This window comes from Corynebacterium axilliensis, assembly GCF_046097495.1.
Classification (GTDB): domain Bacteria; phylum Actinomycetota; class Actinomycetes; order Mycobacteriales; family Mycobacteriaceae; genus Corynebacterium.
This window is the reverse complement of record NZ_CP175768.1, coordinates 945,987-958,487: the sequence shown is the minus strand read 5'-3', so window position 1 is coordinate 958,487 and position 12,501 is coordinate 945,987. Positions and strand designations below refer to the sequence as shown.

Annotated in this window: 10 protein-coding genes; 6 read left to right on the top strand and 4 right to left on the bottom strand. The window is 63.9% G+C overall.

Going from position 1 to position 12,501, the window contains the following annotated elements; translation table 11 throughout:
- Positions 1-64: 64 nt before the first annotated feature.
- Positions 65-3,640, top strand: a complete 3,576-nt coding sequence (gene dnaE, locus ACKFR8_RS04625) for a DNA polymerase III subunit alpha (protein ID WP_408930704.1) — start codon at positions 65-67, stop codon at positions 3,638-3,640.
- Between the two features lie 85 nt (positions 3,641-3,725).
- Positions 3,726-4,922: a cobalamin-independent methionine synthase II family protein gene (locus ACKFR8_RS04620; protein WP_296135015.1), complete on the top strand. Its 1,197-nt coding sequence runs from the start codon at positions 3,726-3,728 to the stop codon at positions 4,920-4,922.
- 80 nt (positions 4,923-5,002) lie between these two features.
- Here ACKFR8_RS04620 and ACKFR8_RS04615 read toward each other — a convergent pair whose 3' ends face one another.
- Both ACKFR8_RS04615 and ACKFR8_RS04610 read right to left on the bottom strand, forming a co-directional pair.
- Positions 5,003-5,800 carry a hypothetical protein gene (locus ACKFR8_RS04615; protein WP_408930703.1) on the bottom strand — a complete coding sequence of 266 codons (798 nt, stop codon included), beginning with the start codon at positions 5,798-5,800 and terminating at the stop codon, positions 5,003-5,005.
- An 88-nt stretch (positions 5,801-5,888) separates the two neighbouring features.
- Complete coding sequence (locus ACKFR8_RS04610) at positions 5,889-7,826, bottom strand: choice-of-anchor I family protein (RefSeq protein ID WP_408930702.1); 1,938 nt, start codon at positions 7,824-7,826, stop codon at positions 5,889-5,891.
- Positions 7,827-8,063: 237 nt separating this feature from the next.
- Between ACKFR8_RS04610 and ilvA the strand changes: the two genes are divergently transcribed.
- The 4 genes from ilvA to ACKFR8_RS04590 all read left to right on the top strand — a co-directional run bounded on the left by ilvA (position 8,064) and on the right by ACKFR8_RS04590 (position 10,698).
- Complete coding sequence (gene ilvA, locus ACKFR8_RS04605; RefSeq protein ID WP_408930701.1) at positions 8,064-9,347, top strand: threonine ammonia-lyase IlvA; 1,284 nt, start codon at positions 8,064-8,066, stop codon at positions 9,345-9,347.
- Entirely contained in the window at positions 9,347-9,991 is a 645-nt protein-coding gene (locus ACKFR8_RS04600; protein WP_408930700.1) for a YigZ family protein, read from the top strand. Before ilvA ends, ACKFR8_RS04600 begins: the two co-directional genes overlap by 1 nt.
- 75 nt (positions 9,992-10,066) lie before the next feature.
- Positions 10,067-10,303, top strand: a complete 237-nt coding sequence (locus ACKFR8_RS04595; RefSeq protein WP_296131276.1) for a hypothetical protein — start codon at positions 10,067-10,069, stop codon at positions 10,301-10,303.
- Between the two features lie 8 nt (positions 10,304-10,311).
- Positions 10,312-10,698, top strand: coding sequence for an RNA-binding S4 domain-containing protein (locus ACKFR8_RS04590; RefSeq protein ID WP_296131279.1), 387 nt, complete (start codon positions 10,312-10,314; stop codon positions 10,696-10,698).
- Positions 10,699-10,770: 72 nt separating this feature from the next.
- On the opposite strand, the gene ACKFR8_RS04585 is transcribed toward ACKFR8_RS04590, so the two are convergent.
- Together ACKFR8_RS04585 and ACKFR8_RS04580 are read right to left on the bottom strand one after the other, a co-directional pair.
- A complete protein-coding gene (locus ACKFR8_RS04585) occupies positions 10,771-11,775 on the bottom strand; it encodes a GTP pyrophosphokinase (RefSeq protein WP_408930699.1) in 1,005 nt (334 codons plus the stop codon).
- A gap of 68 nt (positions 11,776-11,843) precedes the next feature.
- Positions 11,844-12,467, bottom strand: a complete 624-nt coding sequence (locus tag ACKFR8_RS04580; RefSeq protein WP_408930698.1) for a hypothetical protein — start codon at positions 12,465-12,467, stop codon at positions 11,844-11,846.
- Positions 12,468-12,501: the final 34 nt, after the last annotated feature.

Genomic DNA, 12,501 nt, shown 5'->3' with positions numbered 1-12,501 from the left:
GGCTACATAACTTACAGAACCGCGGCTGCCGCAGGGGGTTTGACGTCCCCGCTAAGATGACCGCATGGCCAAAAACTCATCCTTCGTCCACCTGCACAACCACACCGAATTTTCCATGCTGGACGGCATGGCCAAGGTGGATATGTTGGCCGATGAGGTGGTGCGCCAGGACATGCCCGCCGTGGGCATGACGGATCACGGAAACATGTACGGCTCCAACGCCTTCTACCAAAAGATGACGAGCGCGGGGGTCAAGCCCATCATCGGCATCGAGGCCTACATGGCGCCGGAATCCCGCTTCAATAAGAAGCGCGTGCTGTGGGGAACCCCGGACCAGAAGCGTGACGACGTCTCCGCCTCCGGCGCGTACCTGCACCAGACCATGCTGGCGGAAAATGCGACCGGCCTGCACAACCTGTTCAAGCTGTCCTCCCTGGCCTCCTACGAGGGACAGCTGGGTAAGTGGCCGCGGATGGACGCCGAGCTCATCGCGGAGCATGCGGAGGGCATCATCGCCACCACCGGCTGCCCCTCGGGAGACGTCCAGACCCGTCTGCGCCTGGGGCAGTTTAATGAGGCCCTCGAGGCGGCTGCCATGTGGCAGGACATCTACGGCAAGGACAACTTCTTCCTGGAGTTGATGGACCACGGTCTGGATATTGAGAAGCGTACTCGCGACGGCCTGCTGGAGATCGGACGCAAGCTGGACCTGCCGCCGCTGGTGACCAATGACTGCCACTACGTGCTGGAATCCCAGGCGCCTTCCCACGAGGCCATGCTGTGTGTGCAGACCGGCAAGACCTTCATGGACCCGGATCGCTTCAAGTTCGGCGGCACCGGTTACTACATCAAGTCCGCCGCCCAGATGCGCGAGGTGTGGGACGAGATGGTTCCGGAGGCCTGCGATAACACGCTGTGGATTGCAGAACGCGTCCAGGACTACGGCGAGATCTGGGAGGAGCACACCCACGACCGCATGCCGATTGCGGATGTGCCGGAGGGCCACACGCCCACCTCGTGGCTCACCCACGAGGTCATGGAGGGCCTCAAGGATCGCTTTCCGGGCGGGGAGGTGCCGGAGGAGTACATTGAGCGCGCCAAGTACGAAATCTCCGTTATTGAGATGAAAGGCTACCCGTCCTACTTCCTCATCGTGGCCGAGCTCATCAAGCATGCCCGCTCCATCGGCATCCGCGTTGGTCCGGGCCGTGGCTCGGCCGCCGGCGCCCTCGTGGCCTACGCGCTGACCATTACCAACATCGACCCGATTGAGCACGATCTCCTCTTCGAGCGATTCTTGAACCCGGAGCGCCCGTCCGCCCCGGATATCGATATCGACTTCGACGACCGCCGCCGCGGCGAGATGATCACCTACGCCGCGGATCGCTGGGGCGAGGACAAGGTGGCGCAGGTGATTACCTTCGGCACCGTGAAGACCAAGCAGGCCATTAAGGACTCCGCCAAGGTACACTTTGGCCAGCCCGGCTTCCAGATGGCGGACCGCATCAACGGCGCCCTGCCGCCGGCCATCATGGCGAAGGACATCCCGCTCGCCGGCATCACCGATCCGGATCACGCTCGCTACTCGGAGGCCACCGAGGTCCGCCAGATGATTGAGACGGATCCGGACGTCAAGAAGATTTACGAGACCGCCCGCGGCCTGGAGGGCGTGGTCCGGCAGGCCGGCGTCCACGCCTGTGCGGTGATTATGGCCTCGGTACGCCTCATGGACCACATCCCCATGTGGAAGCGCCCTGCCGACGGTGCCTACATCACCGGCTGGGATTACCCGGCGTGCGAGGCCATCGGCCTGCTGAAGATGGACTTTCTGGGCCTGCGTAACCTCACCGTGATTGGTGACTGCCTGGAAAACATCAAGAAGAACCGCGGTGAGGAAATCCACCTGGAGGACCTCCACGCCGACGACCCGAATGCCTCCAAGGTCTACGACCTGCTTTCCCGCGGCGATACGCTGGGCATTTTCCAGCTGGACTCCGGCGGCATGCAGGAGCTGCTCAAGCGCATGAAGCCGACTGGCTTTAAAGATATTGTGGCGTCGCTGGCACTCTACCGCCCGGGCCCGATGGGTGTGAACGCCCACTGGGACTACGCGGACCGCAAGAACGGCCGCAAAGAAATCACTCCGATCCACCCGGAGTTGGAGGAGCCGCTCAAGGAGATCCTGGATGAGACCTACGGCCTCATCGTGTACCAGGAGCAGATCATGCGTATCTCGCAAAAGGTGGCCAACTACACCGCCGGCGAGGCAGATGGCTTCCGTAAGGCCATGGGTAAGAAGAAGCCGGAAGTCCTGGCGCAGCAGTACGACAAGTTCTGGGGCGGCATGAAGGACAATGGCTACTCCAAGGAGGCCATGGACGCGCTGTGGGGCACCATCGAGCCCTTCGCGTCCTACGCGTTCAACAAGTCCCATGCCGCCGGCTATGGCTTGGTGTCTTTCTGGACGGCCTACCTCAAGGCCTACTACGCGCCGGAGTACATGGCCGCGCTGCTGACCTCCGTGGGCGATAAGAAGGACAAGTCCGCCATCTATCTCGCCGACTGCCGTCACCTGGGCATCCGCGTGCTGTCCCCGGATGTCAATGAGTCCCAAGAAACGTTCCAGGCGGTGGGCGAGGACATTCGCTTCGGCATGGGCGCTATCCGCAACGTGGGTGGGGAAGTGGTCGATTCCATCGTGAAGACCCGTCGGGAGAAGGGCGCGTACACCTCCTTCTCTGACTATTTGGACAAGATCGAGCTGGCCGCCTGTTCCAAGCGCGTGACCGAATCCCTCATCAAAGCCGGTGCCTTCGACTCCCTGGGGCACCCGCGCAAGGGGCTCATGCTCATCCACGAGGACGCGGTGGACTCGGTGCAGACCACCAAGAAGGCAGCGGACAAAGGCCAGTTCAATCTCTTCGCTGGCTTCGGCGGCGGCGAGGAGGAGGGCGAGTCCGTCTCCGCGTTCGCCATCGACATCCCGGATGAGCAGTGGGATCGCAAGCACGAGCTGGCCCTGGAGCGTGAGATGCTGGGCCTGTACGTCTCCGGCCACCCGCTCGACGGTTTCGAGGAAGCCCTCAACGCGCAGATTGATACCCCCATCCCGAAGATCCTCAACGGCGAGGTGGGCAACGGCCAGGAGCTGGTCATTGGCGGCATCATCTCCGGCGTGGATAGGCGTTTTTCTAAGCGCGATGGCTCCCCGTGGGCCATCGTCAGCATGGAGGACCACAACGGTGCCCAGGTGGACATCCTGGTGTTCAACCAGGTCTATTCGCTGGTGTCGACGCAGATCGCGGAGGACAACATCATCCTGGCCAAGGTCCAGGTGAAGATCCGGGACGAGCGCATGTCCCTGTTCTGCTCGGATATCCGCGTCCCCGACCTGGGGCCTGGCAACGGTGCGGGCCTGCCGCTGCGGCTTACCATGCGCACGGACCAGTGCACGATGGACAACATTGCCCGGCTCAAGCAGGTGCTGGTCAACAACAAGGGTGAATCCGACGTGTACCTCACGCTGGTCGACGGCGAAGAGTCCACCATGATGGTCTTGGGTGATCACCTGCGCGTGGAGCGCTCGAGCAACCTCATGGGTGACCTTAAGGCCACGATGGGGGCGGGCATCCTCGGGTGAATTTAAGGTGCTGGGGAATCCCGTGGGACTGGTCCCTTACGCTATTCTAGACAGCATAGTCTAGAAGGAAGGAACCTGATTTCCCATGGTCAACAAGATTCGCACCACCCACGTGGGCTCATTGCCGCGCACGAAGGAGCTGCTGGAAGCCAACCTCGAGCGCTCCGCCGGCACCATCTCCGAGGAGAAGTTCCACGACATTTTGGAGCGCTCCGTGGCGGACGTGGTCAAGCGTCAGCTGGATCTCGGCCTCGACATCATTAACGAGGGCGAGTACGGCCACATCACCTCCGGCGCCGTGGACTACGGCGCGTGGTGGAACTACTCCTTTACCCGCCTGGGCGGGCTGACCATGACGGATAAGGACCGCTGGGAGATCGGTGACAAGATTCGCTCGGAGCCGGGCAAGATTCGCCTGTCTTCGATGAAGGACCGCCGCGACCGCGCCCTGTTCTCCGAGGCGTACAACGATCCGGATTCGGGCATCTTCACCGGCCGCAAGAAGGTGGCTAACCCGGAGTTCACCGGTCCGGTGACCTACATTGGTCAGGACCAGGTGGCAGCGGACGTGAAGCTGCTTGCCGACGCCCTCCCGGACCGCGCAGAAGGCTTCGTCGCCGCGCTGTCCCCGGGCGCTGCCGCGCGCCTTCCCAACAAGTACTACGACGATGAGTCCGAGCTCGTCCGTGCCTGCGGCGAGGCGCTCAAGGAGGAGTACAAGGCGATTACGGACGCCGGCCTGACCGTTCAGTTCGACGCTCCGGACCTGGCGGAGGCGTGGGACTCGGTGGTCCCGGAGCCGACGGTGAAGGATTTTCAGGCCTTCCTGCACGAGCGCATTGAGATTCTCAACGAGTCCATCAAGGACATCCCGCGCGAGCAGACCCGCCTGCACATCTGCTGGGGCTCCTGGCACGGCCCGCACGTCACCGACATTCCGTTCGCGGACATCATCGAGGAGATCCTGCAGGCCAAGGTTGGCGGCTTCTCCTTCGAGGGGGCTTCCCCGCGTCACGCACACGAGTGGCGCGTGTGGCAGGACCACACGCTTCCGGAGGGCACCGTCATCTACCCGGGCGTGGTCTCGCACTCCACCAACGCGGTGGAGCACCCGCGCCTGGTGGCTGACCGCATCATCCAGTTCGCGGAGCTGGTGGGCCCGGAGAACGTTATCGCCTCCACGGACTGCGGCCTCGGCGGCCGTCTGCACCACCAGATCGCGTGGGCCAAGCTCCAGTCCCTCGTGGAGGGCGCGGAGATCGCCACGAAGGAACTGTTCTAGTCAGAAAACAGAGGAAGGGCGCTGCGGAGAATTCCGCAGCGCCCTTTGGCGTCGGTGCGCTAAGACCAGGCGTGGTACGACTACTTGCCGGCCTTCGCTGCCTCTTCCTCGTGCTTCTTGGAGTTATCCCAGTAGAAGCCCATCGAGCGCAGGGTGGCGGCCAGCTGGTTGCGGAACTGTGGGTTGAACTGGACTGCCAGGGCCATCACGTTGACGCTGACGCCCAACAAGGAGGCAATGCCGGCCAGCCATGCGCCGATTTCCCTGGACGTCTCCGTCGGGCGGGCGGACTGAACCCATTCTGGCATCTCGTCCCACTCCTTCTGCAGCTTGGCTTCCTTCTCCGCATCAATACAGTCCGGAACCGCCGGCATACCGGAGGAGCCGTAGCCGTTAAGGACGCCCAAAGCCAGCTCCTCCGGGCCCATGAAGGACGAGCCCGCGGTGCCATCGGCAACAGCCTGTTCGTGCTCCTTCCGAGCCTGGTCGACCTGTGCCTTGCACTCCGGGGAGAGCTCAGAGGTGTTGACGTGGCCCACGTTGAGCGAGCTTCCGCCGTTGCTGCCGTTGCTCGAGGACGAGGACGACTCCTTCTTGGAAGAATCCTCGCCGGAGGAACCATCAGCGGAGGACTCCGGCTTGGCCGGGTCCGTCTTCTCAGCGTCCTGGTTAGCTTCCTGGCCAGAATCCTGCGCGGCGTCAGCGGCGCTGTCTGCGGCGGCCTCTGCCGTGCTGTCCGCAGCGCCGTCGGCGGCCGCCGGGGCAGACTCAGCGGTTGCCGGGGCAGGCGTCGGGGTGGTGTCCGCGGCGCTGGCAACCGGGGTGACCAATGCCAGGCTGGTAGCACAGACCGTAACGAGGGACGTGGAAAGACGCATAGCGGAAATTCTCCTTGAAGGTACGACAGGTGTAGGGAGCTAGTCGAAGCTCATTTCAATGTAGCAGCCTGCCCGGCTGGGCGTGTGCTTACAGGAACTTCTCCAGCTGTGCACGCAGCTCCGCAGGCACGGCACCGAGGACGAAGTCACGGATAGCCGGGTTGGTCATGACACCGGCAGCCACGGCGACACCCGCAATGATGCTGATGAGGGACCCCGTCAGGAAGCCACGGGAGGAGTAGGAGCTGGCGAGCTTTGCAGCGTCGTCGCCCTTGACCTTGCCGTCGTTGCTGTCGTTGCTGTCGTCGTCATCCTCGTCGGAAGCCAGCAGGTCCTCGACAGAAAAGACAGTGGTGGTGCCGGAGACCTCGTTGCCCACGAGCAGGAGGTACTCGCCGTTGGGGGAGTCCTTCTTGTCCACGAACGCGAAGCCCTCCGGGCCGAGGTCACCGGCGTCGGCGAACTCGTCGGTGGAGAAGTCGCGGTTATTGACGTAGGTCTCGAACTTCGCGTTCTGCGGGTCGGTGACGTCGTAGACAAAGATTCCGCCGACGCGCTCCGCGCCGATGAAGGCGTAGGTGCGCTCGCCCACGGTGCCGATGGTCAGCGCCTCCGGCTCCGGGCCCTTGTTGTCGGAGCGGTCATCGAACTCGGCGGAATCGTTGCTGGCGTTGTGGTGGAACACGCCTGCCTCGTTGAGCTCGGCGGTGATCTCCTCGAACTCGGAGCCGGAGTCGAAGACAACGTTGCCTTCGGAGTCGTAGATGCTGAAGGAGCGGGAACCAAAGGCAAACAGCTCGTCGAAGCAGCCCTTCTCCTCGTTCCAGCCGGAGGCGTTGGTGAGCTTCAGGTTACCGGCCTGCTTCTTGTCAGCCAGCTCCTCCAGGTTGGCATCACCCAGCGCGCCCTCGCACACCTTGCCGTCCTCAATGAGGTCCTTGAGCTCCACCTCATCGGTGTAGACGCCCGAGCCGCCGTCCTTTTCCTTCACGCCCCACTCGCGGGCATCGCCCTCGTTTGCGGTGGCGAAGTAGGTCTGGCCGCCGGCGGTGAAGGCGCCGATGGAATCCGGCATGGACAGGCCCTTCACTGGCACGGTGCGCAGCTCGGCCATGTCGTCCTTGTTGGACGGATCGATCGGTGTGGTGCTGTGGTCGGCGACGAAAGCCGGGACGATCTTCTCCACGGTGGCGGAGGCAATGTCGATGATGCCGATGGCGTTAGCCTCCTGCAGGGTGACGTAGGCCGTGCCGTCCTGGGATGAGATGTACTCCGGCTCGAAGTCGATAGAGGGCTTGGCATCGTGGTCCTCGGGTCCGAACACGCGCACGCCGGCGGGCAGCTCCTGGCCGTCGAAGGCCCTGAAATCCGCGGTGCGGGCGGCGGACTCGGCGGGGGCCTCCACGCCCTCCGGCAGCTCGATCACGGAGACGGAACCCTCCGGGTCCGTGACGTAGTCGGTGCCCTCAGTGTTGAGCTCGTTGGACGGCTCGCCCTCGTTGGCCAGCAGTGCGTGGCCGCCATCGGCGGTGATGTGCACGTTATCGGGCAGGGCGCCGACAGTGATGCGGCCCAGGATGGAGGACTCAAGGTCCTCGGCGGCGGCGTCAAAGAACAGCGCCTCGCCGTTCTCCGTCTTGTCTGCCTGCTGGACGGCAGCCACGGCCAGGCCATCCGGGCGCACGGCGACGGAGTTGATCTCCTTGTCCTCCCCGGCGGAGATGGAGCCGATGAGGGTGGGCTTGGTCGGATCGGCGGCATCGAGGACGTCGATCTTGCCGGAGCGGGCGTTGACGGTGAGGATGCGCTGGGAGGCCGGGTGGAACGCGACGATCTCGGCGGCGGACTCCTCGTACACACCGGACTCGTAGGTGCCGATGGGGGAGAGCTTCACGGACGCGTCGGCAGCGGAGTGCTCGTGGACGTCACTGACAATCGCCGCGTGTGCGGCGGGGGCGGCCAGGCTCAGGCTGGTGGCGGTAGCCACGCACAGGGTAAGAGCGCGGCGGGGGAAAGAGCGAGACATGCTTTAGGCTCCTTGTGAGATACGTTCCGGGTGGAATCTGTGGAGTGAGAAAACGGACGGTGAGAGAGCTCCCCGCCGAAGGGGCGGAGAGCAGCACGAACCACACTACGGTGACGAGCACACGAAGCGTGGGCAAAGAAGTAACGCGCAGTGAAGATTTGGGTAAACATCGGGTTAACCGGTCGAGCACTAGGTAATGTGCGCTGCGGGCTGACCCACCGGCTAGAATGAGCCACCATGAGTAGCACCCTGGAAGCCTTCGAGCCCGTCCACGCCTCTGACATCCAGCTGGCTCAATCGCGCATTAGCTCGGAGATTGCCCCGACCCCGCTGCAATACTGCCCGCGCCTGTCCCAGGAGACCGGCTACGAGGTCTACCTCAAGCGGGAGGACCTGCAGGACGTGCGCTCCTACAAGATCCGAGGCGCCCTCTACGGCATGTCCAACCTCGGTGACGAGCAGCGCGCGCAGGGAATCGTCACGGCGTCGGCAGGAAACCACGCCCAGGGCGTGGCCTACGCGTGCCGGACCATGGGAATCCAGGGCAAAATCTTCGTCCCGGAGCCCACGCCCAAACAGAAGCGCGACCGCATCCTTATCCACGGCGGGGACTGGGTGGAACTCGTTGTCACCGGCGCCAATTTTGACGAGGCCGCCGCGGCCGCACACGCCGACGCCGCAGCGCGCGGCGCGTTCTTCATCGAGCCCTTCGACGCCCGCGATACCGTCACCGGCCAGGGCACCGTCGCCGCAGAAATCGTCTCCCAGCTGTCCTCTCTGGGCAAGGCCCTCGACACCGTCGTGGTGCCCGTCGGCGGCGGCGGGCTCATCTCCGGCATCACGTCCTACCTGGCGGACATGGCCCCGCGCACGGCGGTGGTGGGGATTGAGCCGGCCGGGGCGGCGTCGTTAAGCGCTGCGTTTACCGCCGGCGAGCCGGTGACGCTGGAGACCGTCGATCCCTTCGTTGATGGCGCCGCCGTCAAGCGCATCGGCGCGCTGCCTTACCACATCCTTGAGGCCAACCAGGGCCGCCTTCACTGGGACACGGTGTCCGAGGGCGCGGTGTGCACGGAGCAGCTGGCCCTGTATCAAAACGAGGGGATTATCGCGGAGCCGGCCGGCGCGCTCAGCGTCACCGGCCTGCGCACGCTTAGCCTGCAGCCGGGCTCGACCGTGGTATGCGTGATTTCCGGCGGCAACAACGACGTGCTGCGCTACGCCGAAATCATGGAGCGCTCCCTGGTGCACCGCGGCCTAAAGCACTACTTCCTGGTGAATTTCCCCCAGGAGCCGGGACAGCTGCGCCACTTCCTGCAGGACATTCTGGGCCCGGACGATGACATCACGCTGTTCGAATATCTCAAGCGCAACAACCGGGAGACAGGCGCGGCACTGGTGGGCATTGAGCTGGGCACCGCCGGGGACATCGCGGGCCTGCTCGCGCGCATGGAGGAATCAAAGATTCACTGCCAGCAGCTGCAGCCCGGCACGCCCGAGTACGACTTCCTGGTCGCGTAATGCTGGAGAGTTATCAGCGCCCAGTAGCCGGCGAGCTCTACGAGCACGAGATTGAGATCAAGCGCTCCCGCTTCATTACCCTCATCGGGCGCGCGACGAATGAGGAAGAAGCACGCGCGCTTATCGACGCCGCCCGGGAGCGCTTCCCCGACGCGCGCCATCACTGTTCGGCGTACATCTATCACGTTGAGGCAGCGAACCCGGTGGAGCGCTCCTCCGATGATGGTGAGCCCTCCGGCACCGCGGGCAAGCCCATGCTGGATGTGCTCAAAGGCTCCGGGCTGTTGGACATCTGCGCGGTGGTGGTGCGCTACTTCGGCGGTATCAAGCTCGGCGCGGGCGGGCTGGTCCACGCCTACGGCGGTGCGGTGAGCGAGACGATGGAGCAGGTCGAGCGCGTCACCCGCGCCCTGCGGGAGCTGTATACCGTGGAGGTCTCCCACGCCGATGCCGGCCGCCTGGAAGCGGACCTGCGCAACCGCGGCGTAGACATTGTCGATACCGCCTATGGTCAGGCGGTGACCTACACCGTGTCCGTAGCGCCCGGCGGCGAGGAGGAACTCACCGCCACGCTGGCCGCGCTCACCCAGGGTGAGGTCGCCCCGCAGGAGGCCGGGACCGCCTGGGTAGAGCTCACTCGCTAGCCCCCAGCGAGTCTTCCGCACTCGGCACTGAGGCCTTGCCGGAGTGCTGTCCGGTTTGCTTGTAGGATTGACGGCATGACTATGCAGCGACGCCCCAATAATCCAATTGAGCAGCGCAAGCAGGCGGTGCGCACCCACGCCCGCAACGGCGCCATTGCCGTGGTGGGCGGCATCGGCGGCGGCATTCTGCTGGGCTGGGCGCTTACCGGTTTCTGGACCTGGATGGCCATTGGCCTCGTCGTCGCCGTGGTCGGCGGCGTCTACAACTGGGTAAAGATCCAGAAGATCGTCAACGAGAACCACAACCTTTAAAAAGCCCCATGGTCAACCAGCCTGACGGGCACCCAGTACGCATCGATGCCTGGGTATGGTCCGTGCGCATGTTCAAGACCCGCTCGGAGGCCGCCACCGCAGTGCGCGCCGGGCACGTTAAGCTCAACGGCAGCGCTACCAAGCCTGCCCAGCAGGTGGTCCCCGGCGACCGCGTCCGCGTCTGGCGCAACCACCACGAACATGACCTTGAGGTGCTCGCCACCGTGTCTAAGCGCGTGGGCGCGCCCGTGGCGCGGACCTGCTACATCGATCACGCGCCGCCACCACCGCCGAAGGAATTTCTCCCCTCGGTCCCCGTCCGCGCCCGGGGCACCGGCCGTCCCACGAAGAAGGAGCGCCGGCAGATGGATAAGTTCCGCGGCGGCTTCCGCTAGAAGGTATTTCGTTTTTACCAGTGAGCCCATCAGGGCAGAACTGGAGTCAGAAACTGTGAGCGAGTTAGTGGACTAACTGTTGCGGAAGTTCTTTAGCGCCTTGAGGCGCGCGTTCAAGCGGCGCTTGCGGTCGGGTCGGTCACCAGCAGCAGAGGTTGCGTTGATGTGCTGGGAGCCGAACTTGTTGAGCAACAAGTCGTCGATAAGCCTGACCTGACCCGGGCGGAAGCGGTAGCGCATCGCGTCATGCACGTGGGCAATGGCGTCATCATCCAGGAGTTTCTTGAGCTGGCTCAAGCGGGTAATGCCGTTGCTTTCTAGCAGCTCAGAAAGGAAGCGGTAGTGCTCCGAGCGTGAGCGTGGGAAGCGGTTTCCCAGAATGATGGCCAGTACGCCCGGCAGAGTTTCCGCAGTGAGCTCGATATCCTCGTCGGTCTCCGCGCGGGGCGCCTTGAGTGCCGCGATTTCATCGAACTGCTGATCCGCTAGCTCAATGAGACCCGCGGCCAATGTGAAAAGGCGATCCACCTGCGGGGAGGGCGGATTGGGGCCTTGCTTGTAGCGAATATCGTGCTCAAACTCCGCCCAGGCATGCTGGAGGACGGTGCGGATTTGTACCTCGAAGGTCCAGCCGACGTACGGTGCTAGCTCCTCCAGCGCCGCGGCGCTGTCTTCCGTGACCGTGAGGACTAGGTGATGGGAGCCGTAGCCGAATCCGCCGGAAATGCGGGTTTCCGCAGCCTTGTCCACCGAGCGTACGACCGTGAAGGTTTCACCCAGTACGGCAATGGTTTCCGGGATGACCGTGGAGTGGAAGACGTTGATGCGCACGCCGAGGACATCATGAATGTCCTCCCAGGGGGCGGGGTACATGAGCTCGCCGCTGGCGGTGCGCTTCTTCGCCTTGGCCTTGAGCGAAGGCCACTGCTTCACGCGGGTGGCCACGCGGTCGAAGATAATGCCGGCGTCGTTGAGCAGGTCCTCGATTCCGTCGCGGAAGTCTTGCGCCGCCGTCGGATGCGTGCGAACCCAGGAGTGGTATTGGTTGCTCAGGCGTGACATGGGGGACTCAGCCATGGGTGCGAACACGACTCCTTTCGTCAGCGGAAGTGACAGTGACGGCGGCCGAGGAGGAGTGAAGAGGGCTAGACCTCCACGGGAAAGCCGTTAGCCAATACTAGCGGTTGCAGGCTCAGCGTGGGCCGATGCCGTGGGCGCAGTTCGTTCGCGCGGCACGCGAGTTCCGTGGCCTGCTGCACGGACACATCGACCAAGGCATAGAGCGTGTGTGCGTCTGGGACCAGATAAGTGATCTGCTGGCCGTGTGTAATTCGGAGTAGGTGGTTGTCCAGCAGCGTAAAGGTCTGTGGGTGCGCTAGCCACGACGATGCCAGGCTGCGGTGGGCGCGGACCTCGAGACAACCCGGTGCGTTCTGGAGGCTGTGATCGGCGGGGCGAGTAAAGAAGCGCAGTCCCTGGTCCGTCAGCGCCCGGCGCTGCAGGTTGATCGCCGCGGCATCCCAGGCGCGGCGCACGGTGAGCCCCATGTCATCGAGGCTGCGGCGGCTAATTCTGGTGACAGCGGAGCCTTCGCTATGGAGCATGGCCATGGATAACGTGCGCGATAGCTGGATGCTCGCGGGCGAGTCAGAAAACCCATCGTCGCAGAGCTTCACCCCGTTCAGCTCCTCGCTGGGGCACAGCGAAGGAAGGAGATTTTCCGTCTGGAGCGGTGAGGCGGACAGTGGGGCGGATACGGCAACGGTCATGGCAGGACTCCAAAAGAGTGGAACTAAATGAGAT

Bases quoted from the DNA above. Each gene is read 5' to 3' on its own strand.
- dnaE (WP_408930704.1), top strand. From the start codon at position 65: ATGGCCAAAAACTCATCCTTCGTCCACCTGCACAACCACACCGAATTT.
- ACKFR8_RS04620 (WP_296135015.1), top strand. From the start codon at position 3,726: ATGGTCAACAAGATTCGCACCACCCACGTGGGCTCATTGCCGCGCACG.
- ACKFR8_RS04615 (WP_408930703.1), bottom strand. From the start codon at position 5,800: ATGCGTCTTTCCACGTCCCTCGTTACGGTCTGTGCTACCAGCCTGGCA.
- ACKFR8_RS04610 (WP_408930702.1), bottom strand. From the start codon at position 7,826: ATGTCTCGCTCTTTCCCCCGCCGCGCTCTTACCCTGTGCGTGGCTACC.
- ilvA (WP_408930701.1), top strand. From the start codon at position 8,064: ATGAGTAGCACCCTGGAAGCCTTCGAGCCCGTCCACGCCTCTGACATC.
- ACKFR8_RS04600 (WP_408930700.1), top strand. From the start codon at position 9,347: ATGCTGGAGAGTTATCAGCGCCCAGTAGCCGGCGAGCTCTACGAGCAC.
- ACKFR8_RS04595 (WP_296131276.1), top strand. From the start codon at position 10,067: ATGACTATGCAGCGACGCCCCAATAATCCAATTGAGCAGCGCAAGCAG.
- ACKFR8_RS04590 (WP_296131279.1), top strand. From the start codon at position 10,312: ATGGTCAACCAGCCTGACGGGCACCCAGTACGCATCGATGCCTGGGTA.
- ACKFR8_RS04585 (WP_408930699.1), bottom strand. From the start codon at position 11,775: ATGGCTGAGTCCCCCATGTCACGCCTGAGCAACCAATACCACTCCTGG.
- ACKFR8_RS04580 (WP_408930698.1), bottom strand. From the start codon at position 12,467: ATGACCGTTGCCGTATCCGCCCCACTGTCCGCCTCACCGCTCCAGACG.